The following is a 21,269-nucleotide window of genomic DNA, read 5'->3' as shown; positions in this document are numbered from 1 at the left end:
CGAGAAAGCTGCGTGTTATGGTTGCCGAAGCGTCTCCTCAGCGGCGTTCGGCAAGCTGGACCGCTGCCTTGCGACCCTCCGGCCCGGTTCCCTGGCGGACCGGAAGCGTTGCAGGCGAACGGCCGACTCGCGCGTAGAGCGGCAGGTTCGGCAGCGAAGGGAAGTCGGAGAGCGCGAGTTCGAGGAGCACGAGGTCTGGCTCGGTGACCCGGCTGGCCCACGCCTGCGACCATGCGGCAGGTCCACCCGCAACCGGAGCGCCGAAGTAGGACACGCGGGCGCCGCTGACGCCCTCGACGAGCGTGGTGCGCGCCGGCGGCCTGCCGGGGTCCAGACCGCCTGCGGGCTGAAGGGGCCGGAACTCGGCCACCAGTCGACCGTCCTCCAGGCGCAGCGTGGCGCGCACGCGCCCCGGCGCCATGGCCGTCCCGTCCGACACCGTGTCGAACGAGAAGGCGCCCGGCCCGCCCTCGAAGCTCGCGGCTCCCGCCGCGGCCGGAATGGCTCCGGCCAGCAGGTCGAACACGGCGTTGGCGCCGGCCTGCAGCGCAGCGGCACGGTCCGCCCTATCACCGAAGGCCGTGACCGCGGCGACCCAGCGCACGGCCTGCAGCACCGCTCCCGCCAGGAGCGCCACGAGCAGCAGCGCCACGAGAGTCTCGAGGATCGTGAAGCCCCCCTGCCTGGGTGCCCCGAGCCTCATGGCCGTGCCGCAGGAAACAGGCGCGTCGTGGTGAGGTCGAGCCGACGGCCGGCACGATCGCTCACCTGCGCGAGCAGGTCGCAGGGACGGAGGCCGCCGATGGGCGCGCCGCACGCGGCTGTGACCACGACGGCGTAGTCCCCCGTCTCCAGCCGGCCGGCAGGCCCCGACCCCGCGGGCGGCGTCGCTTCGACGGCCTCCAGCGCCGAGCGGCCCAGCACGCTGGCCAGCGCCCGGAACCGCGCTTCGGCGTCCCCGCGCAGGCCGCCCTGCACGGCGACGAAGACGGCCGCCGACACGACGGCGAAGAGCAGCAGGGCGACGAGGGCCTCCAGCAGCACGAACCCCTGGTTGCCGGGACGGGTCGCCTCGGTCACGGCGCCGCCTCCTCCACCACGACGGCACCCGTGGCCCAGTTCACCCGCACGGTGCGCACCGCATCGGCGGCCGAGACGCGCAGCACGCCGCCGCTCGTGGTTCCGGAGGGAAAGAACCGGATCACGCCGGTCTGCCGCGCCTCGCCGGCGGCGAGGTCGGCGGAGAGACGGATCTCCTGTGGCAGGCGACGGGCCCGCCCGCCCTCGACGCCATAGGACCGCTGCTCGCCGTCGAACACGAAACGCCGCTCCGTTTGCGTCGACACCGCCTCGGCCCGTGCACGCTGCAGCACCGAGGCGATCTGGCGCGCCTCTGCCGTGGCGAGGGCGGATGCCGGCGGCTTGCGCAGGGCGCCGGCGGCGAGCGCCGCCAGGGCGGCCAGGATGGCGAGGGCCACCAGCGTCTCGACGAGCGTGAAGCCCGCCTGCCGGCTCACCGCAGCACCATGTCGTTCATGTCGAGGAGCGCGCCCACGACCGAGAAGATGAAGGCGCCGACGACGCCGGCAATGATCACGGTCAGCAGCGGCGTCAGCAGCGTCAGCGCCCGGTCCGTCTTCGTCCGCTCCTGCGTCTCCGCGAGGCGTGCCGCCCGCGCCAGCATGTCGGCCAGCCTGCCCGTCTCCTCGCCGACGCCGATCATCGGCACTGCGGCCGGCGGCAGGAAGGGTGCCCGGGCGACGGCCTCCGCCAGCGGCACGCCCTCGCGCACGTGCCCCGCCGCGGCCGTCGCCTGCTCGCGCATCCAGCGGTTGCGCATGACGCCGCCCGCCGTGGCGAGCGCCGGTACCAGCGGCACGCGCGCGGCGACCAGCGTCGCCAGCGTCTGCAGGAACCGCCCGCCGTCGCGCAGGCGCAGCAGGTCGCCCAGCAGCGGCAGGCGCAGCAGGTTGCGGTGGAGCCCGCGCTGCAGGCCCTCGCTCCGCCGGCCGGCCACCGTCAGCACCACGGCGAGCACGACGAGCCCGCCGAGCACCGAGAGGATCGCGCTCGCGTGCTCGCGAACGGCGACGAGTGCCGCGATGACCGGCGGCATCGCCCTCCCGCCATCCTCGAAGATCGGAGCGATGCTGGGGACGAGCACGCCCACGATCACCGCGATGGCGATGCCGGCGACGAGCAGCACGAACAGGGGATAGGCCAGCGCGGAGCGCGTGCGCGCGCGGGTCTCCTCGCGCCGCTCGAGGAGGTCCGCGAGGTCCAGCATCACGGGCCCGAGCCGGCCGCTCGCCTCGCCGGCGCGGATCACAGCCACGACGTCGGCTGGAACCGCCCCGTCGCGCGCGGCCGCCGCATCGGCAAGCGAGCGGCCGGCGAGCACGTCCTTCAGCAGCGCCTGCGCGGCGGCGCGGCGGGCGGGCGACGCCGCATCCCCCGAGAGCACCCGCAGGCTCCGGTCCACCGGCAGCCCCGCGTCGACCAGCACCGCGAGGTCGCGCACGAGACCTGCCAGTTCGGCGGCGGACAGGCGGCGCCCGCCGCCGGCCGGCCGCAGCCTCGCCGGTCCCGCCTCGCCGACCGCGTAGGGCACGAGGCCCTGCGCCCACAGGGCGTCGCGCGCCGCCTGCTCCCCGGCGGCGTCGATCTCGCCCTCGACGGGGTTGCCCGCCGCGTCCGAGGCCCTGTAGCGGAAGGTCGGCATCGCGGCGGCTAGCGTTGCTGCGTCGCGCGCAGCACGTCCTCGACGGTGGTGAGGCCTGCCCACGCCTTCGCCATGCCATCGTCGTACATCGAGCGCACCCCGTTTTCTCGGGCGAGCCGTCGCAGGTCGTGGTCGGGTGCGCCCGCGTAGAGCGCGCGGCGCAGCGTCTCGCCGAAGGGCATCAGTTCGGCGATGGTCAGCCGGCCCTGGAAGCCGCTGCCCTGGCACTCCCGGCATCCGCGGCCGCGCATGAGGCGCGGCGGGCCTGCAGTCTTAAGCGCCGGCACCTCATCCACCAGACGGGCTTCCCATTGCGGGGCGTCGGGATGCGGCGCCGCGCAGTGCGGGCAGATGCGCCGCACGAGGCGCTGCGCCATCACGGCCTTGAGCGTCGAACCGATGAGGAACCGTTCGACGCCGAGTTCGGTGAGGCGGGTGACGGTCGCGGCGGCGTCGTTCGTGTGCAGCGTCGAGAACACCAGGTGGCCGGTCAGCGACGCCTGGAACGCCATCGTCGCCGTCTCGGGGTCGCGAATCTCGCCGACCATGATGATGTCGGGGTCCTGGCGCAGGATCGAGCGAAGGCAGGTGGGGAAGTCGAGCCCGATCGGCGCGTTGACCTGCACCTGGTTGATGCCGGCGAGATGGTACTCGACGGGATCCTCCACGCTGAAGATCTTCACGTCCGGCGCGTTGAGCTCCTTCAGTACCGTGTAGAGCGTCGTCGTCTTGCCCGAGCCCGTCGGCCCGGTCACGAACACGACGCCGTCGGGCATGGCCATCAGGTCGCGAAGGGTCGCCACGTGGTCGTCGGCGAAGCCGAGGCGGCCGAAGTCGAGGTCGATGCGGCTGCGGTCGAGGATGCGGATCACGGCGCTTTCGCCGCCGACGGTGGGGATCGTCGACAGGCGGAAGTCGATGTCGTTGCCGCGGATGGCGAGCTTGATGCGCCCGTCCTGCGGCAGGCGGCGCTCGGCGATGTCGAGCCCGCCCATGATCTTGATGCGCGACAGGATCGCGGCGTGCATGTCGGCGGGGGCCGTCTGCACCGTGCGCAGGCTGCCGTCGACCCGGCACCGCACCGTGACGCCGGAGGCCGAGGGCTCGACGTGGATGTCGGAGGCGCGCAGATCCACCGCGGCGGCGATCATCTGGTTCACCAGCCGGATGACCGGCGCCTCGCTGGCGATGTCGCGCAGGCGCTGGAGGTCGTTCTCGCTCGCCGTTCCGGAAGCCGCCGGACCGGCCGGGCCCCCGCCACCGGCATCGAGCCGCGCCCACGCCTCCTCGAAGGCCGCCGGAGTGGTGAGGACCGCGTCCACCGGCATGCCGAGCGCGAAGCGCAGCGCCTGAAGCGGCAGCGGATCGAGCGGGTCGACGATGGCGACGCGCGCCCGGTCCGGCCCGAGCGACAGCGGCAGGATGCGGTTGCGCAGCAGGAACTCGCGGTCGACGCCGTCCGGCGGCTCGAAGCTGTCGAGGTGCGACGCGGCCCGCACGAACTCGAGCCCGGCGAGCCGGGCGAGCGCCGCGGCGAGTTCGACCTCCGGCACGAGGCCGAGGCGCAGCAGCACGAGGTCGAACCGCTCGCCTGTCTGCCGCGCGGCGAGGCGGGCTCGCTCCGCGCCTGCTCCGTCGAGGACGCCGGCGTCCACCAGCGCGTGGCCGAGCGCCTCGGCGAAGGCCGGCGACTGGGCGTCGAGAGGCGCTGGCGCGTCGCCCATCGACGGCCTCACTCGAGGATGCGGTTGATGGTCTTGGCGGGATTCTTCTTCGGGCGAACGCCGAACGCGGAGAGCCGCTGGCGATACTCCTCCGTCACCGCCTGCGCCTCGTTCAGGTCGCGTACCACCCGCGGCGTGATGAAGATCACCAGCTCGGTCTTCTGCACGCCGTCCTCGCGGCTGCGGAAGGCGCCGCCGATGAGCGGCAGGTCGCCGAGCACCGGGACCTGCTTGTTGCCCTGGGACTTCGAGTCCTGGATGAGGCCGCCCAGCGCGACGCTCTCGCCGTCGTTGACCACGACGGTGGTCTTCACGCGTCGCTGCTGGATGGTGGGGGAATCGAGGGTCGACGAGGTCGTGCGCTGCACGCTCGACACCTCCTGCTCGATCTCCAGCAGCACGCGCCCGCTCTCGTTGATCTTCGGCCGTATCTGCAGGATCACGCCGGTGTCGCGGTACTGGATCGAGTTGACGACCGGCGCGCCCGGCGTCAGCACGCTCTGCGCAGACTGCGTCGCGATCGGCACCTGGTCGCCGATCTGCAGCGTCGCCACGCGGTTGTCCATCACCATCAGCGACGGCGAGGAGACGACGTTGACCTTGGTGATGTCGTTCAGCGCGTTGAGCGTGACCTGCACGTTCGACGCCCGCAGCGCGTAGGAGAAGCCCGGGAACACGGCGCCCAGCGCACCCGTGATCGAGTCGGTGAACTGCGCCGTGTTGCGCTGGTTGGAGAAGTACCAGCGCAGGCCGAACTGCAGCTCGTCCTTCAGCGACACCTCGGCGATGGTGGCCTCGATCAGCACCTGGTTCGCCATCACGTCGAGGTTCTCGAGCACGCGCAGCACGCGCTGGTACTCGCTCGCCGTGGCGAGGATCAGCACCGCGTTGTTCGGCTCGTCGGCGACGATTCGCAGCGGCATCTCCTCCTCGCCCGTGCCCAGCCGGCCGCCGTTCTGCTGGTCGCCGGGGACGGTCGACTCGGGGTCGCGGCCCTGCGCCGGCCCGCCGAAGGCGAAGCCGCCCATCGCCCCGGCGCCCGCCGCCCCCACCGCGCCGGTGCTGGTCCCGCCGGGGAACAGGGCACCCGCCGCCGTGTTGCCGCCCGTGCTGTCGACGCCGGTCGGCTGGAAGCGCGGCGCCACGGCCCGCTCCGCCTGGCGCGTCCCGCCCTGTCCCTTGCCGAACATCGTCTCGAGGATCGAGGCCAGCTCCTTGGAGGGCCGGTTGCGTGCCATGTAGGTGTAGAACTGGCGCTCGCTGCCGCGCCCCTGCGACTCCATGCGGCGCACCAGACGCTCGGCCCGCGTGAGGTAGGTGCGGTTCGGCGAGATGATCAGCACCGACTTCAGCTTCTTGTTCGGGATGATCTGGACCATGCCATTCATCGGGCCGTCCTTGTCGGCTCCGAACACCCTGCGCACGTCGTCGGCGACGACGTCGGGCGACACCGACTTCACCGGCACCAGCGCAAAGGACATGCCCCGCATGGCGTCGACGTCGAAGACGGACGCCGTCTCGCGCAGCGCGGCGATGTCGGCAGGAGAGCCGGAGACCATCAGGGTGCCGCGCGCGTCGTCGGCGCGCACGATGGAGCCGGGCGGCGCCATCGGCTCCAAGATGCGCTTCATCTCCGATGCCGCCACGTGGCGCAGGCTGATGACCTGCATGCTCGACCCGAGCCCGGCGCCCTCCCCGGATCCCCGGAAGGCCTGCCCGGAGGAGGCCACGGCGTCTGCAGGGACGATGCGGTAGACCGTGCCCGTGTCGACGAGCGCGAGACCGGCGCCCTTGAGCGCCTGGTCGAAGATCGCCGCGAGGCCGTTCCGGTCCACGGGGCGCGGCGTCTGCACCGTGATGGTGCCCTCGGCGCGCGGGTCGATGACGTAGTTCACCCCGAAGACGTCGCCGAGCACCGACTTCGCCGCCTGCTCCACCGGCACGCGGACGAGGTTGAGGGTGATGTCGGCCTTGCCGCCGTTCGCGCCATTGCGCGCCGCACCCGCGGCGGAGCCGATCCCGCCCGTCTGGCCGGCCGGGCCCTCGGCGGCGAACTCGAACGCCGTGGGCTCCGACGCGCCGCTGGCGACCGGGCTGGGAATCGCCCGGCCAGGATAATCGCGCCGCTCCTTGCCCGTCTCGTGGCGGGGCGAGCCGTAGACGACGGGTTCAGACCCGATCTGCGGCTCCGGCAGCGTCGTGCACGCAGTAACCATGCCGCCGGCGGCCAGCGTCGTTAAGACTAACGCAAGATGACGGGCAGAGCGAACGGAAGCCGTGGCAAGCGGGCAAGCGTGAAAACCGCGAAAAGCAGCGGCAAACAGGCGCGAAATGTGGAACCCGGTCGCCAATCCGCGCAAGACCGCCGGGTTACGCACAAGCAATACGCTCACTAGCGACAAGTCCCGCTGAGACAATGAAAGGTAAATTGGACCTTGGTCCGTTTACCCGCCAACCCTGAAGAGATAACGGAATCTCAACCATTGGCCAAGGTGGCCAGCGGCGTTGTGAACCGGTAGTTGCGTGCCATGATTGCTCTCCCGAACGACCGTCGCCGGCGCCGTGAAGCAGGGTTCACGCTCGTGGAGGCCCTGATCGTCCTGGCGATCATCGGGCTGATCATGCAGCTCGTCGGCCCCCGGGTCATGACGTACTGGTCGGAGGCGAAGGTCCGCTCCGCCGCCGTGCAGGCCGAGCGGCTCGCGAGCGCCCTGGAGCTCTTCTATCTCGACGCCGGCCGCTACCCGACCGCCGCGGAGGGGCTGAAGGCCCTCGTCGAGGCGCCGGCGCGCATCGACCGCTGGAACGGCCCCTACATCAAGGGCAACGCGATACCGCTCGATCCGTGGGGGCAGCCGTACGTCTACCGGGTCTCGGGCCCCAACGGACCGTTCGAGGTCAGCTTCCGCCAGCCCGACGGCAAGGAGGCCGTCGAGCGCCGCCGGCAGGCCGGCACGGTTCAGTAACCATGATCGTGGTGTAGTCCGTCGTCCTCCACGATTCGCGGGATCGACGCATGAGCATGGGTGACGCCACCGTCCCGCAGGCGCCGCCGGCCTCTCTCCCGGCCCTCGCTCGCGTGCGGGCATGGTGGGCGGCCGAGGCCCGCGCCACCCTCGCCGGCTTGCGCCCGGACCCCCTGGCATCCCCCCGCGCCTCCCTCGTCGTGCTGCGTCCCGCCGGGACAGACGTCGAGATCGTGTGCCTGAACCGCGGCAAGGCCGGGACACCCGTGTCGATGCCGGTCGCATCCTTCGCCGCCGGCGGGATGGCCGCCGCGCTCCGGCGGGTCCGCGCCCCACGCGGTGCCGCGGTCGTCATCGAGCCGCCGCCGGCCATGGTGCTGTCCCACCGCATCCCCCTGCCCGCGGCGGCCACGGAGGCCGCCCCCTCGCTGGTCGCCGACGTCGTGCGCCGGAAGACCCCGCTCTCCCCCGAGCGCTTCCATGCGGCCCATGCCTGCGAGCCCGATCCCGCGGGCACGGGCAAGGCGACCTTGCGCATCGCGCTGGTGCCGCGCGACTGGATGGAAATGCAGCTCGCCCGCCTCGGTCTCGACGTGCGCCAGGTCGCAGCCGTCATGGTCCGGCCTTCTGGCGAGGCCGCGCTCTTCGCACGGCTCGCGCCGGCACGCCGCAGCATGGCCGGCGTCATGCTGAAGACGCTCGCCGCCGTCGCCGTGGCCGGTGCCGCCGGCCTCGCCGGCTGGGCCGCCTGGGACCTCCACCAGCGCGGAGAGGATCTCGACCGCCGGCTGGAGGCCATCGGACCGCAGGCGCGCGAGGCGATGGCCCGAGCCCGCAGCGCCGGCGACGCGAGGGCCCTGGTCGAGGCGCTGGGCGAGCGCCGAGCCAAGGCCGGTCCGCTCGTGGTCTGGCGCGAGCTCACGCGCGTCGTGCCGGACGACACCTGGATCGTCGAGCTGCAGCTCGGCGAACGGGACGTCAGCCTGTCCGGCTTCTCCACCTCCGCGGCGGCGCTCATCCCGCTCATCGAGGCGAGCCCGCTGTTCCGCGAGGCCTCGTTCGCCGGCGCCGTGGTCTATGACCCGCAGGAGAAGCGCGAGCGCTTCACCATCCGCGCCGCGCTGCGCCATCCCCAGCCCGCGCCGGAGACGCTGCCATGACGGCGAGCCTCTCCCGCGTCGCGAGCCGCGCCGCCTTCTGGGTGGTGAACGCGGCGATCCTCGCCCTCGCCTGGCTCGCCTTCGTCGATCCCGTGGCCGCATGGTTCTCCGACCGCACGGAGGACCTCGTCCGCAAGGCGGACCTGCTCGCCCGCTACGAGCGGGCCCTCGGCGCGCTGGCTCCCGACCGACCGGTCCCGGCCGACGTGTTCCTCCCCGGCGCCACGGATGCGGTGCGCGCGGCCGCCCTGCAGGACGCGGTCAAGCGCGCGGCAGCGGCAAGTGGCGTGCGCATCCTCTCCGTCTCGGCACTGCCGCAGACGGCGGGGCGCCCGGCGACGGTCGGCATCCGCGTCGACATGTCCGGGCCCATGCGGTCGCTCGGCCAGGCCGTGGCCCGCCTCGAAACCGGCACGCCCATGCTGGCCGTGTCACGTGCCGTCGTCCGCGCCTCCCTGACGCGCGAGGAGGCGCCCGGCGAGCTGACGCCGCTGGAGGCGCAGCTCGACATCGTCGGCTTTGGGGGCCGCTGATGCGCGCGGCGCTCGCCCTCGCCCTGCTCGTCCCGCTCGCGGCCATCGCCGCGCCGGCGCCGCCGCAGGCGGACGACCCCCAGGCGGAGACCCAGCTGCGCGACATCCTCGAGCGCCCGCTTTTCGCCCGCACCCGCAAGCCAGGCGGCGGCCCCGTCGAGGCGCCCCCCGCACCGCCTCCCGTCGAGGAGGTGCAGGCCCCCGTCGCCGAGCCCGCGGCCGGCCCGCCCCCGGCCCGCGTCATCGGCGTCCTCATCGCTCCGCCGGTCCGCAAGGCGCTGCTGCGGTTCGGCGAGGCCACGCCCGCCTGGGTCACCGAGGGCAGCTCCGCCGAGGGCTGGACCGTGAAGCAGATCGCGGACGAGGGCGTGGTCATCACCGGCACCGCCGGCGAGGTCCGCCTGGACCTTCACGAGCCCGCCCCGTGACATCCACGCGCGGCCGCCGGGACAGCGGCTTCGCTCTCATCATGGCCCTGTGGGCGGTCGGTCTCGTCGGCCTCGTCGGGATGGCCTACGTCGCCTCCGCCCGTACGCGCGTTGCAGCGGCCGGTGCAGCCTCCGAGCACGCGCGGCTTGCGCTGGCCGCCGAAGGCGCCGCCGCCCGTGCCGCGCTGCAACTCGTGGCGGAGCTCACCGGCGAGCGCAGCGCGCTGCCGCTGCCCTCCCTCGACGGGACGCCGCGCGCCTGCCGTGCTGGCGAGGACGTCGTCGCGCTCGTCGGCATCGAGGACGAGGCCGGCAAGGTGAATCTCAACCTCGCGCCGCCGGCCCTTCTCGCAGCGGTGCTCGCCGCCGCCGGCAGCCCCCCGGACGAGGCCGGCGCCATCGTCGCCGGCCTGCTCGCGGCCCGTGACCGCGCCGCCGCCGCGCCGCCGCCGGAAGCGCCCCGACAGGATGGCCGGCGCCGGGAGGAGCGGCGCAGCATCACGCAGCTCAGGGCCGTCCGCTCGGCCTACGAGGTCGGTGCCTTCACGCCGCCGGGCGACGCGTTGCTTCCCGCCCTGCTGCCGCTCGTCACGGCCCACTCCAACCGCATCGGCATCGACCCCGGCGTGGCCTCGCCCGCCCTGCTGGAGGCACTCGGCGGCGGTGCCCGAAGCGGCGGCCTGCCGGCGGCGTGGATCGCGCCGTCGGAGCGCCGGGCCTTCACCGTGCGCGCCGCCGCCGCCTCGCCGCGCGCCGTCGCCCGCATCGACATCGTCGCCGAGCTCGGCATCCCGCCCGCCCCGCCGCTGCGGATCGTCGAGGTGCGGCGCGACCCCTCGCCCGTGCGCGCGGCCGGCTGGCCGTCACCGTCCGGCCTGCCCCCGTGCTGAGCGGCGCCGGCGAGGTCACCGCGCTCGCGGCCGAGGCGCTCTTCCTCGGCCTGATGGCGGCGGTCGTCTGGATCGACGCCCGGCGGATGATCATCCCCGACGGCCTCAACGCGGCCATCCTCGCCATCGGGATCGCCGCGGTGTTGCTGACGGGCTTTCCGTCTCCGCTCATGGCCGCGCTGGGCGCCGCAGTCGGCGGCGCGGCGATGGCTCTGGTCCGCCTTGCCGTGTCGCGGCGTGTCGGCCGGGAGGCGATGGGGCTCGGCGACGTCAAGTTCGTGACGGCGGCCGGCGTCTGGGTGGGTCTGGCCGCGCTTCCGGCGATGCTGGTCGTCGCGTCGCTCACGGGCCTCGCCGTGGCGCTGTTGCGCCGCCGAAGGCACGGGGCGTCACCTGAAATGCCGTTCGGCCCCTTCCTCGCGGTCGGGGCCGTCGCGGCACGCGGGATGGAGATGGCCGGCTGGCTCGGCTGACGCCTACTGCAGCAGCAGTTTCTTAGAGAGGTCGGCCAGCTTCTGCGACGGCTCGGTGTAGCCGACGGTCCGGGCGAGCAGGCCGTACCGGTCCATCACGAACATCATGTACGAGTGGTCCATGCTGTAGCTCGTGGACGACACCACGTTGCCGCGGCGGAACGGCGCGCCGAAGGCGTCGGCGACGGACTTCACGTCCTCGACGCTCCCGGTCAGGCCGACGATGCGGCTGTCGAACGCCTGCAGGTAGGTGTTGATGTGATCGACCGTGTCGCGCTCGGGATCCACCGTGACCCACAGCACCGCCAGCCGGTCGGCGCCCTCGCCGATCGAGGCGAGGTGGGCGGACAGGTCGTTGAGCGCCGTCGGGCACACCTCGGGGCAGTTCGTGTAGCCGAACAGCACGATGAAAGGCCGTCCGCGGATCACCTGCCTGGCCAGCTTCTCGCCCCGGTGCGTGGTCAGGCGAAACAGCGGGGAAAGGTCGACGCCCGTGGGCCGGTCCCCGTGCAGGGAGCTGGCGAAGGACGGGGCGGCTGCCGCGCTGCCCGCGAGCGCCAGAAGGGAACCGACCAGGCCGCGCCGCGAAAGCAGTCCAGCCATGGCCGTCACTCCTTGATCGCCGCGCGGAGGGCCTCGGCCATCTGCTCGGGCGCCAGGTTGTGGTAGAAGTAGCCCCGCGTCTTGCGCTGCGGGTCGATGACGAAGACATAGGTCGAGTGGTCGATGCGCGGGCCCGTCTCCCTGGCGCTCAAGGCCAGGTGAGCGTACTGGCGGCGGACCTTGAAGTTCCGCACCATGTTGGAGACCTGGGCGCGGGTTCCCACGAGCCCGACGATGGACTCGTGGAAGTTGCTCAGGAACTGGCCCATGGCCCGCGGGTCCGGCTTGCGATCCATCGAGATGTCGACGAACAGCGTCTGCACCTTTCCGGCGTCGGGACCGAGGATCTCGAGCGCGCGGGACAGGTGGTCCAGCGCCACCGGGCAGGACTCGCGGCACCCCGGGAAGCCGAAGGTGACGACGAGATACTTGCCCGGGTAGCTGTCCTGCGAGACCGTCTCGCCCGTGTGCGCGATCATCGTGAAGGGGCCGCCGAGGTCCTCGACGCGGGGCGGCCGGTACTGGGGCGTGTCCGAGGTCTCGGTGTCGCTCTCGATGATGATCGTGCGCTCGGACACGGGGTTCCCGAGCCGGCTGCCGCCGGCGAGCGCCGGAAGGGCGCCCGCGGAGAGCGAGAGGGCCAGCATGGCAACGGTGGCGAGCGAGGAATGAAGCCGCATCGGTCCTCTCCCGTCAGACGATGTCGATCGTGGTGGTGACGTAGCCCTCGTAGGCGGTGCCCTTGTTGTGGCGCTCCCAGCCCACCCATTCGAGGAACTCGAACTCGACCTTGAAGGACCTCTTGCCCGTGCCCCAGGCGACCGGCTTGGCGGCGATCGCGGCCTTGTTCACGGCGCTGGCGAGGTCGATGATCAGCTCGTGGCGCTGGGCCGTGGCGTTGCTGATCTCGGTCATCGGCGGGATCGTGACGGGACCGTTCCAGTCCTTGTTCAGCGGGTGGCCGTCCACCGACACCAGCGTCGCCTCGAGGCCCTCGATCTTCATGCGGACGTGCGAGTAGGCCGCGTTGATCGTGCGGATCAGGATCTTCTGGCCCTGCCGGGCGCTGATCGCCGCCTTCGTGAGCGACACGCCCTTCTTGGACGGGGCACCGTTGATCATGAAGTACTTGGGCTGGAAGACGTTGAGCCCGACGTCCTCGCCGCACAGGCCGGCGGCGTGGTCCAGCGTGTGCCAGCGCGGATCGACGTCGTCGAACGCCCAGATCTTCTCGACGTCGTAGGTCGGACCGCCCTTGAACACCGCGGTGACGCCGTTGACGGGCTTGGGATCGACGACGATGGCGCCGTAGAGCCCCATCTCGAAGTGCAGCGGCGTGTTGACGTGGCAGTGGTAGATCCAGGTGCCCGGCGTGTTCGCCTTCCACTGGTAGGTGTACTGCTGCACCTCGAAGGACACGTGCCCGACGCCGTCGTTGAAGGTCGTCGGCTCGATGCCGTGGTGATGGATCGTGTGCACGTTCTTGGCCGCCGAGAGGCGGACGTGCACCATGTCGCCCTCCGTGACGCGGATGAGCGGCGACGGCACGGTGGCCGAAGTGTTGCCCACCAGCTCGTCCTGGAAGCACCAGAAGGGTATGATCGCGCCGTCCCACATCTGGATCGTGGTCGTCGAGAACTTGCGGTCGAACCACACGTCCGCCGTCTGCCAGTCGGGCGTGGGCGGGCTGCCGTTGTACACCTTGCAGCCGTAGGTCTCGTAGGTCTCGGGCCCGCTCGTCGACAGGTTCGCGAAGTCCGGCAGGCCGCCGGAGAACGGACCCGGGCCGGCGGCTGCCGAGGCGGCGGTCGTGGCGGCCGCGGTGGCGGCGCCGGCGATGCCGACCGCGACGGCGCCGTTGGCGAGCCCGTCCGCGGACGTCGTGTCGGTGGTGCCGACGGTGGAGGTGGTCTCGGTCATGGCGGTCCCCCGTCCCTTACAGCGCGGCCATGGTGGCGGGGCGCCTGCCGACGCCGCCGATGATTTCCCAGTGCGTCACCATGCCCTGCGGGTAGTTGCCCCCGCCGGCGGTGTTCGACATCTCGGTGTGGCAGTGCATGACGTACTTGAGCGGCAGCTTTTCCTGGCTCGTGTTCGTGTCGAACAGCGGGGCGCGCTGCGTCTCCGGGATGTCCGGCGGGCACTCGAGCGGAAGCAGCATGTCCTTGCGCTGCATCGGCTGCATCGACCACACGTCGCGCTCGAAGAAATTCGTCTTCACGACGCTCTTCAGGTAGGTCGGCGATGCCGGGTTGATGTCCGTCTCCGTCATCTCCATCAGGTGGTTCCCGTGGATGTGATTGGAGTGGTAGCAGAGCCCCGCGTTGACCACGCGGATCAGGGTCGGCTCTCCGAGGTAGTTGCGGATGACGACGTCATCGCCCTCGGCGAGGTCGAAGCCGGAGCGGCCGTTGATCTGAAAGTAGCGCGGCTGCCACGTCGACTTCATGTCACCCGTCAGGCTCGCGTCGCTCTTGCAGACGCCGCCGGGGACGAGCAGCGCATTGAAGCGGGGGTCGACCTGGTTGAGGATCCAGATGCGCTCCTGGAAGGAGTACTCGCGGTCCGACGCGCACGGCTTCCACTTCCCGCCGGGGAACCGGGTCGAGGTGCCGAAGGCGTTGAACAGGCGCGAGACCACCGTCTTCTGGTTCGCGTTCAGCTTGTCGTAGCTGAAGGGCGTCATGGCCAGGCCGGTCGAGCCGGCGGCCGGCTCGACGATGAACGCGCCGTAGAGACCAAGTACCCGGAAGAACGGGCCCATCCGGTTGTCGTGGTACAGGTACGTGCCGGCGACCGGGGCCGTGAAGCTCACGGTCGCCGTCGCGCCGGGCGCGATGGTCGTCGTGGGAACGTCAGTGCCGGCGATGGCGAAGGCATGCGTGTCCTTGCGCATGTTCTTCAGCAGGATCGTCACCGCGTCGCCCTCGCGGACCCGCAGCACCGGGCCGGGGATGCGCGGCGTGCCGACCGTGGCCGGCGTATACGACACCGCGTTCACGATGGTGCCGTCGATCAGCTCCATCTGCGTGTCGATGATGTTCAGCGTGAATGACTTCGGCCCGGCGGTCTGCGCCGCGGACTGCTCCGGGCTCAACCCGACGCTGGCCACGGCCGCGCCGGCGGCAGACAGCTTGAGAAAATCGCGGCGTTCCATGCTCGCCCCCGTCCCTTGCGGCGGTCGTCCCGCCCGAACCCGCCTCGCGGCGGCAACTCGTGTCCGGGCAGCCCGCCCGGCGACGGACCTAGGTCGAAGCGTGGTGCGGATGGTCCGTCAGCGCTCGTGGTCAGTCGCAATTGACGGATTACGCTTCACCTTCTGTTTACGGAACGGACCAACGCAGCAACTCCAGGTTGCCAATAGTCCCATGGTCCCCGGACCCTTGGTCCCAGTCGCAAAATGGTAAAAATCCAAGGGAATCAGGGGCCGAAAGCGGCAGAATGAGGGCAGGGCCTCTCCATCCGACCGCAGGCCGGGCCTCGCGCTAGCCCGAATTTAGCTCAACTTGTCAGCGTCTTGTCAGTTTCGCCCCGGCCCGGTCGGTCGGCGTCCACGGCCATCCGGGCCCGGACCGTGGCGCGCTGTCGGCGGGCACGCACGATGGGACCATCGGAGGGTCGGGCACGGCCCCTTCGGAACTCCCTCGCAAACCCGTGAAAATACTTCGGTTGGATTATTCCGCCCGGGCGGGACCGCCCGAAATCGCACGCTTGGCCGCCATCCCCACCGACACCAGCAGCAGCGCGACGAGCCCGAACGATGTGGCGAGGGTCGACGCATGCGCCACGAAGCCGATCAGCGCGGGTCCGACCAGAAGGCCCAGGTAGCCCAGCGTCGCGACACCGGCCACCGCCGTCTCCGCCGGCACGGCCGCCTGGCGCCCCGCCGCCGTGAAGAGCACGGGAACGACGTTCGCAGCACCCGCCCCGATCAGGGCGAAGCCCGCGATGCTCGCCGCCATGCCGGGCAGGCCGATCACGACGAGGTATCCCGCCGCCGCCGCCAGCGCGCCCCAGACGACCACGCGCAGCCCGCCATGGCAGGCCACGATACGGTCGCCGAGCAGCCGCCCGGCCGTCATCGTCGTGGAAAAGGCCGCGTAGGCGATGCCGCCCCAGGCGGGATCCACGCCACGCTCGTCGGTCAGGAACAGCGCGCTCCAGTCGAGCACCGCCCCCTCCGCCATGAAGCCGACGAAGCACATCATCCCGAGCAGCAGCACCGGCCCCGGCGGCAGGACGAACGCGGGTCCTCCCCCCCGGCCCTCGACGCGCGGCAGCAGCTGCGGGGTCGCTGCCGCCAGCACCACCAGCGCCACGGCGCCGGTCGCCGCCAGCACCACGGGTGCCGGCAGCCCAAGCGCCAGGAGCCCCGTCGCCAGTCCCGCTCCCGCGATCCCGCCGAGGCTGAACTGGCCGTGGAAGCCGGACATCAGCGGCCGCCGCTCCGCCTGCTCCACCGCCACCGCCTGAATGTTGATGCCGACGTCCAGCCCCCCGACCGTCGCCCCGAAGAGAAGCAGCGCCGCCCCGAGCTGCAGCGGCGTCGCCGCCAGCCCCAGCAGCGGCAGCGACAGGCACATGGCCGCGGCAAAGACCGGAAGCACGAGCCGGCAGCCGAACCGCCCCACCAGCCAGCCCGCCACGGGCATCGTCGTCAGCGAGCCGAGGCCGAGGCACAGGATCAGCAGGCCCAGCGTCGCGTCGTCGGCTCCGACCCGCGCCTTGGCGTAGGGCACCACCGGCGCCCAGGCCGCGACGGCGGCACCGAGCACGAAGAACACCGCCCGCGTGGCCCAGCGCACGGGACGCACCCGCACGGCCGCCCCAGGCGGCGCCGCGGCGCCGGGAGTGGCCGTCACGTCCGCGCGTCGATCAGGGTCGCCGCGCGCCGCAGCGCCAGCTGGTAGCCCTGCGTCCCGAACCCGGCGATCACGCCGTCCGCCCGCAGCGAGACGTAGGAGTGCCGCCGGAATTCCTCCCGCTTGTGCACGTTGGAGATGTGCACCTCGAGGACGGGGCAGTCGCAGATGTTCAGCGCGTCGAGGATGGCGATCGACGTGTGCGTGAACGCGCCGGGATTGATGATGACCGCCCCCGCCGTCTCCCGCGCCTCATGGATCCAGTCGATCAGCTCGTACTCGCGGTTGCTCTGGTGGAACCGCAGCTCGAGCTGCAAGTCCCCGGCCAGACTCCGGCAGTCCGCCTCCACGTCGGCCAGCGTCTCGCGACCGTAGATCTCGGGCTGCCGCTTGCCCAGCATGTTCAGGTTCGGGCCGTTCAGCAGGAAGACGAGGCGGCTCATGGCAGGCTCCGGTTCGGGCGTGATTCACGCCCTTATAGCAGAGGACGGCCGCGGGGCAGCGCCCGGACACGTCAGCTTCCGGTTGCACAAGCCCGGGACCGCTGCGCAGAGGACGCGTCCGGGGCGGCCGCGAGGGTCGCGGGCGGGGTACCAGAAGCTACGTCTTCATAGGGGTGCGCGGGTTTCGTTGGCTTTTCAGGCACTTCACCCCCGTCCCCCGTGAATCCTCACGCAAATTCACCGATCCGGACGACCTTGCGGCAGGCCGCGCTCGGGGGCGAGACGTTTCAGCAGTCGGTCCGTCCCGGCGCCGTCCGCTGAAACCGGCACGCTCTTCCTGGCCCAGCGTTCGAACCGCAGCATCGTCCCCTCTTCGATCCTCCGGGGTGTGTCGACGGGGAGGCTGAGCCTCGCCCGGATCTCCCGGGCCAGATCCGCGTGGGTCCACGGATAGAACTGGTAGCTCATGATCATCGCATAGCCGCCCGCCTGGATGAGGGCTTCGATCCACGTCTTCGGGAGGGCACGGACCGCGAAGACCGGCTTGATGCCCAGATGACGGCACATCCGGACCTTGATGACGAACTCCTGCACGTCGAGATACCGCAGCGTGTTCTTGACCTCGACCCCGTAGAAGCTCCCGCTCTTCTCGAAGATGAAGTCGAGGTCGTGGTTCGTTTCGTCCCACTGCAGACCGTTGAAGCGGTTCGTTCCTTCTCCGTGCAGCAGGTACTGGCCCCGCGCGAACGCGGCGAGAATCAGATGCTCTCCCTGCAGGCCGAGGGTGCCGTCGGTCGCCGCGCTGCTGTAGCGGTCGACCATGGCGAAGACGTCGCTCGCAGCCCGCCTGTGGAAACGGAACTTGCGGTTCCACAGGAGCTTGACCTCCGAACCGATGGCGAGGCGCCGCGTCTCGCTGACGATCCTCCCCTCCTCCACCAGTCGGCGGATGGCCCGGTTGGTGATCCAGTGGAAGTACTCGCGCTCGAATAGCACCTCGAGCTGCCGGCTGTAGAAAACCGACTCCGGATAATCTTCGAAATGAGCCAGCAGCCGGGCACGAGCCCGCGCTTCCTCGGTATCCTCAACGCGTCGGAGGGAACGCATCGTGCAAACGTCAGGAAAATGAAGCAAAGAATGCCCAAACGTAGCACACCGGCGACGCCCCCGGTAGCCGCGTCACGAAGCCGGGGGACGGCCGGCCATGGCGCCGACACGGCAGCGGTACACGGCGGAGGAAGGAAACGTGACAGTGGCATCCGGCCCCCCGCCCGCCGAGGACGCACCAATCTCCCGGACGGCACCAACAGCGGGCCCCGCCCGCTGGCCGGAGGTCCTCGCCGTCGCGCTGCGCCTCGGACTGACGTCGTTCGGCGGCCCGGTGGCCCATCTCGGCTACTTCCGCGAGGAATACGTGGCGCGTCGCCGCTGGCTGGATGACCGGACCTACGCCGACCTCGTCGCCCTCTGCCAGTTCCTCCCCGGTCCGGCGTCGAGCCAGGTCGGCATCGCCATCGGCCTGTCGCGCGCGGGTTACGCCGGTGCGCTGGCCGCGTGGGTCGGCTTCACCCTGCCCTCGGCCGTGGCGCTCGTCCTGTTCGCCTACGGCGTCGCCGCCGTCGGCGACCCGGCCGGAGCAGGCTGGCTGAACGGGCTGAGGATCGCCGCCGTCGCCGTCGTGGCGCAGGCCGTGCTCGGCATGGTCCGCACCCTCGCGCCGGACCGCGAGCGCGCGACCATCGCCGTCCTCGCCGCCGTCCTCGTCCTCGCAGTCCCCACCGCCGCGGGCCAGGTCGGGGCAATCCTGCTGGCAGGCCTCGCCGGGCGCCTCGTCCTGCCGGGCCAGGCCGCCGAGCAGACGGTGGCCCTGCCCCTCGTCGTTTCGCGCCGGGCCGGGGCCGTCGCCCTGGCAGTCTTCGCCGTGCTGCTCGTCGCCCTGCCGCTGCTCGCCGCCGCCGTGCCGTCGCAGGCGCTGCGCCTCGTCGACGTGTTCTACCGCGCCGGATCGCTCGTGTTCGGTGGCGGCCACGTCGTGCTGCCTCTGCTGGAGGCCGCCGTCGTGCCGCCGGGCTGGGTCTCGCAGCACGTGTTCATGGCCGGCTATGGCGCGACGCAGGCGGTGCCGGGCCCCCTCTTCACCTTCTCCGCCTACCTCGGCGCCGCCATGGGCCCGGAGCCGAACGGCTGGCGCGGCGGACTCGTGGCGCTGCTGGCCGTCTTCCTGCCGTCGTTCCTGCTGGTCATCGGCGCACTGCCCTTCTGGGAGCGCCTGCGACGCGCCCCCGCCGCCCGGTCGGCGCTCGCCGGCATCAATGCCGGCGTCGTCGGCCTCCTGATGGCGGCGCTCTACGACCCCGTCTGGACCACCGCGATCCACGGCCCTGCCGACGTTGGGCTCGCGGCCGTCGCCTTCCTCCTCCTCGGCCCGTGGAAGGTGCCGCCGTGGATGGTCGTGGCCCTCTGCGCGGCCGCCGGCTCAGCCCTCGCCGCCCTCTGACGGCACGCTGCGCAAGGCGAGGACCACCCACACGAAGGCGAGCGTGCCCCCGACGCCGACGATCGCGAGCCCGATGAGCGCCGCCACCGGCCCGGTCGTCTCCAGCATCGCGGCCAGCACGAACGGCGCCAGCGCCGAGAGCACGAGGCGCACCGAGGCGATGCGCCCCAGCCGCTCGCCATAGGCAGCCCGCCCGAACAGCGCCAGCGGCAGCGTCCCCTGCACGATGCTCTTCAGCCCCGACCCGGCCCCCAGCACCACTGCGAAGACGCAGGCCGCGGCGACGCTGGCCCCGCCACCCGCCAGGATCAACACCGCCACCGGCAGCAGCGCCGCCGACACAAGGGTCGGCACCACCGGATGCCGGTCGTCGGCAAAGCGCATGTTGGCGAACCGCACCAGCACCTGCGACGGGCCGAACAGCATCGACACCGCGACCGACGCATCGCCGAGATTCATGGCGGAGAGCAGCGGAACCATCTGCGCGAGGATGGCCGACAGCACGAATCCGCCGAGCGCGAAGCCCACGGCGACAGCGACCATCGCCCGCCGCTGCAGCGCCTTCGGCAAGGGCGCGGGCGCCCGGGCGGCGCCCGGCGATCCGACGCCCTGCACTGCGGCAGGTTGGGCGTGCGTCACCGCGCGGCGCAGCCACGCATGCGCCGGCAGGCAGACGACGAGGTTGAGCACGGCGTAGCCCATCACGATGGTCCGCCAGTCGGCGAAGCCGTGCAGCCACGCCGTCAGCGGCCAGAACAGGGTGGAGGCGAAGCCCGCGATGAGCGTCAGGTGCACGATCCGCCGGCTGGCGGAGAGTCCCGCCACCTGCACGATGCACGCGAAGGCCGCGTCATAGGTGACGAAGGTCGTCGAGACCTGAACGGCGGCGAGCCCGAGGACGAAGCCGACCGGCCCGGGGGCCAGCGCCAGCGCCACCATCGCCGCCGCCGCGAAGGTCGAGCCGGCCGCCATGACCACCGGCGCACCGTGCCGGTCGATCAGGCGCCCGGCTCGCGGCGCGACAAGGCCACCGGCGAGCAGCGTCAGCGAGAACGCGCCGAACACCCACGACACGGGCCAGCCGAGGTCGGCCGCGATGTCCGCCGCCAGGATTCCGAAGGCGTAGTACAGCGAGCCGTAGCCGACGATCTGCGTCAGCCCGAGCAGCCACACGACGGTGGCCGGACCGGGCACTCCCGGGCGCGTGGTCATCGGCGGTCGGAGCCCCTCCGGCGCGGCCGGTCCCGTCCGTCTCGTCCAGCCCGTGTCACGACCGATTCATGCCCGCGCCCCGCGGCCGATCATGGACCACCGCGGCCCGCCGGTCACGCCCGGGAGGCCCCCGCTACATGCAGGTCGGGGTGGCGCAGATGCCGCGCGTGTCCATCACGTTGGCACGCGGCACGCGGATCGGCTTGACCACGTTCGCGTCGGCGACCGGCATCGCCGACGGCGCACGCGGCGGCCGTGCGGCCGCCGTCGCGGTCGGAGCCGCCGCAGGAGCAGGCACTTGCGTCGCGGTCGGGGCAGCCGGCCGGGCTGCGACGGCCGGCGCTGGAACCGGCGCCGCGACCGGAGGCTTGGCCGCGACTGCCGGCGAAGGAGCCGGAGCGGCCGGAGCCGGGGTCGCCGCCACTGCCGGCGGCGGCACGGGCGCAGCGGCCGGCGCGGGGGGCTTGGCGGCGACGGCTGGCGCAGGTGCAGGCGCTGCCGGTGCCGGTGCAGGGGTGGCCACCACGGGCGGCGGGACCGGAGCCGCGGCCGGCGCGGGAGCAGCGGGCGCAGGTGCAGATGCAGGCGGACGCGCCGCGACGGCCGGAACCGGAGCGGCCGGAGCCGGAGCGGGGGCCGAGACAGCCGGTGCCGGGGCCGCTGCAGGCGGCCGGGCGGCAACGGCGGGAGGCTGTGGCGCGGGTGCGGCAGGACCCGGCGACGCAACCGCGGGCATCGGCGGCGCGGCAGGCGCCG

21 protein-coding genes are annotated in these 21,269 nt (G+C 72.2%); 7 read left to right on the top strand and 14 right to left on the bottom strand.

Translation table 11 applies throughout. From position 1 onward, the window contains the following. Positions 1 to 37: 37 nt before the first annotated feature. Genes ACX9GQ_RS00105 through gspD form a run of 6 tightly spaced genes read right to left on the bottom strand, consistent with a single transcriptional unit; the run spans position 38 to position 6,662 of the window. Positions 38 to 703: a prepilin-type N-terminal cleavage/methylation domain-containing protein gene (locus ACX9GQ_RS00105; RefSeq protein WP_459627490.1), complete on the bottom strand. Its 666-nt coding sequence runs from the start codon at positions 701 to 703 to the stop codon at positions 38 to 40. After that, positions 700 to 1,080 (bottom strand): hypothetical protein, encoded by a 381-nt coding sequence (locus tag ACX9GQ_RS00100; protein WP_459627489.1) that lies wholly within the window; start codon positions 1,078 to 1,080, stop codon positions 700 to 702. The genes ACX9GQ_RS00105 and ACX9GQ_RS00100 overlap by 4 nt, the downstream gene beginning before the upstream one ends. Continuing rightward, complete coding sequence (locus tag ACX9GQ_RS00095) at positions 1,077 to 1,517, bottom strand: GspH/FimT family protein (protein WP_459627488.1); 441 nt, start codon at positions 1,515 to 1,517, stop codon at positions 1,077 to 1,079. Before ACX9GQ_RS00095 ends, ACX9GQ_RS00100 begins: the two co-directional genes overlap by 4 nt. Further along, complete coding sequence (locus tag ACX9GQ_RS00090) at positions 1,514 to 2,722, bottom strand: type II secretion system F family protein (protein ID WP_459627487.1); 1,209 nt, start codon at positions 2,720 to 2,722, stop codon at positions 1,514 to 1,516. Before ACX9GQ_RS00090 ends, ACX9GQ_RS00095 begins: the two co-directional genes overlap by 4 nt. Positions 2,723 to 2,730: 8 nt before the next feature. Next, positions 2,731 to 4,446 carry a GspE/PulE family protein gene (locus ACX9GQ_RS00085; RefSeq protein WP_459627486.1) on the bottom strand — a complete coding sequence of 572 codons (1,716 nt, stop codon included), beginning with the start codon at positions 4,444 to 4,446 and terminating at the stop codon, positions 2,731 to 2,733. Positions 4,447 to 4,454: 8 nt separating this feature from the next. Next, positions 4,455 to 6,662, bottom strand: coding sequence for a type II secretion system secretin GspD (gene gspD / locus ACX9GQ_RS00080; protein ID WP_459627485.1), 2,208 nt, complete (start codon positions 6,660 to 6,662; stop codon positions 4,455 to 4,457). 312 nt (positions 6,663 to 6,974) lie between these two features. Here gspD and gspG point away from each other — a divergent pair, with 312 nt between their 5' ends. The 6 genes from gspG to ACX9GQ_RS00050 are packed head-to-tail and all read left to right on the top strand — an operon-like array spanning position 6,975 to position 10,896. After that, entirely contained in the window at positions 6,975 to 7,412 is a 438-nt protein-coding gene (gspG, locus tag ACX9GQ_RS00075; protein ID WP_459627484.1) for a type II secretion system major pseudopilin GspG, read from the top strand. Positions 7,413 to 7,462: 50 nt separating this feature from the next. Continuing rightward, positions 7,463 to 8,572, top strand: a complete 1,110-nt coding sequence (locus ACX9GQ_RS00070; protein ID WP_459627483.1) for a PilN domain-containing protein — start codon at positions 7,463 to 7,465, stop codon at positions 8,570 to 8,572. Beyond that, positions 8,569 to 9,105 carry a type II secretion system protein GspM gene (gene gspM / locus ACX9GQ_RS00065; protein WP_459627482.1) on the top strand — a complete coding sequence of 179 codons (537 nt, stop codon included), beginning with the start codon at positions 8,569 to 8,571 and terminating at the stop codon, positions 9,103 to 9,105. The genes ACX9GQ_RS00070 and gspM overlap by 4 nt, the downstream gene beginning before the upstream one ends. Further along, positions 9,105 to 9,533, top strand: a complete 429-nt coding sequence (locus ACX9GQ_RS00060) for a hypothetical protein (protein WP_459627481.1) — start codon at positions 9,105 to 9,107, stop codon at positions 9,531 to 9,533. Before gspM ends, ACX9GQ_RS00060 begins: the two co-directional genes overlap by 1 nt. Next, a complete protein-coding gene (locus ACX9GQ_RS00055; RefSeq protein ID WP_459627480.1) occupies positions 9,530 to 10,423 on the top strand; it encodes a hypothetical protein in 894 nt (297 codons plus the stop codon). The genes ACX9GQ_RS00060 and ACX9GQ_RS00055 overlap by 4 nt, the downstream gene beginning before the upstream one ends. After that, a complete protein-coding gene (locus tag ACX9GQ_RS00050; RefSeq protein WP_459627479.1) occupies positions 10,417 to 10,896 on the top strand; it encodes a prepilin peptidase in 480 nt (159 codons plus the stop codon). Before ACX9GQ_RS00055 ends, ACX9GQ_RS00050 begins: the two co-directional genes overlap by 7 nt. Before the next feature lie 3 nt (positions 10,897 to 10,899). Here the strand turns inward: ACX9GQ_RS00050 and ACX9GQ_RS00045 are convergent, their stop codons facing one another. The 7 genes from ACX9GQ_RS00045 to ACX9GQ_RS00015 all read right to left on the bottom strand — a co-directional run bounded on the left by ACX9GQ_RS00045 (position 10,900) and on the right by ACX9GQ_RS00015 (position 17,911). Further along, positions 10,900 to 11,499 carry an SCO family protein gene (locus ACX9GQ_RS00045; protein ID WP_459627478.1) on the bottom strand — a complete coding sequence of 200 codons (600 nt, stop codon included), beginning with the start codon at positions 11,497 to 11,499 and terminating at the stop codon, positions 10,900 to 10,902. 5 nt (positions 11,500 to 11,504) lie between these two features. After that, the gene (locus ACX9GQ_RS00040; RefSeq protein WP_459627477.1) at positions 11,505 to 12,179 is read right to left on the bottom strand and encodes an SCO family protein; all 675 of its coding nucleotides are present in this window, start codon (positions 12,177 to 12,179) and stop codon (positions 11,505 to 11,507) included. Positions 12,180 to 12,192: 13 nt separating this feature from the next. Further along, complete coding sequence (locus tag ACX9GQ_RS00035) at positions 12,193 to 13,419, bottom strand: multicopper oxidase domain-containing protein (RefSeq protein WP_459627476.1); 1,227 nt, start codon at positions 13,417 to 13,419, stop codon at positions 12,193 to 12,195. A gap of 16 nt (positions 13,420 to 13,435) precedes the next feature. Further along, positions 13,436 to 14,656, bottom strand: coding sequence for a multicopper oxidase domain-containing protein (locus ACX9GQ_RS00030; protein WP_459627475.1), 1,221 nt, complete (start codon positions 14,654 to 14,656; stop codon positions 13,436 to 13,438). 517 nt (positions 14,657 to 15,173) lie between these two features. Next, a complete protein-coding gene (locus tag ACX9GQ_RS00025; protein ID WP_459627474.1) occupies positions 15,174 to 16,361 on the bottom strand; it encodes an MFS transporter in 1,188 nt (395 codons plus the stop codon). After that, positions 16,358 to 16,804 carry a type II 3-dehydroquinate dehydratase gene (gene aroQ / locus ACX9GQ_RS00020; RefSeq protein WP_459627473.1) on the bottom strand — a complete coding sequence of 149 codons (447 nt, stop codon included), beginning with the start codon at positions 16,802 to 16,804 and terminating at the stop codon, positions 16,358 to 16,360. Before aroQ ends, ACX9GQ_RS00025 begins: the two co-directional genes overlap by 4 nt. Before the next feature lie 237 nt (positions 16,805 to 17,041). Continuing rightward, on the bottom strand, positions 17,042 to 17,911 hold the full coding sequence (locus tag ACX9GQ_RS00015; protein WP_459627472.1) for a hypothetical protein: 870 nt from the start codon (positions 17,909 to 17,911) through the stop codon (positions 17,042 to 17,044). Between the two features lie 97 nt (positions 17,912 to 18,008). On the opposite strand from ACX9GQ_RS00015, the gene chrA reads away from it, so the two are divergent. Continuing rightward, positions 18,009 to 19,301 (top strand): chromate efflux transporter, encoded by a 1,293-nt coding sequence (chrA, locus tag ACX9GQ_RS00010; RefSeq protein ID WP_459627471.1) that lies wholly within the window; start codon positions 18,009 to 18,011, stop codon positions 19,299 to 19,301. Here the strand turns inward: chrA and arsK are convergent. Beyond that, complete coding sequence (arsK, locus tag ACX9GQ_RS00005; RefSeq protein ID WP_459627470.1) at positions 19,281 to 20,513, bottom strand: arsenite efflux MFS transporter ArsK; 1,233 nt, start codon at positions 20,511 to 20,513, stop codon at positions 19,281 to 19,283. The two genes, chrA and arsK, sit on opposite strands and share 21 nt — an antisense overlap. Positions 20,514 to 21,269 lie beyond the last annotated feature (756 nt).

It is taken from the genome of Alsobacter sp. R-9 (genome assembly GCF_054612375.1).
Note: the sequence above shows the minus strand (reverse complement) of the source record. Positions and strands in the feature narration are given on the sequence as shown.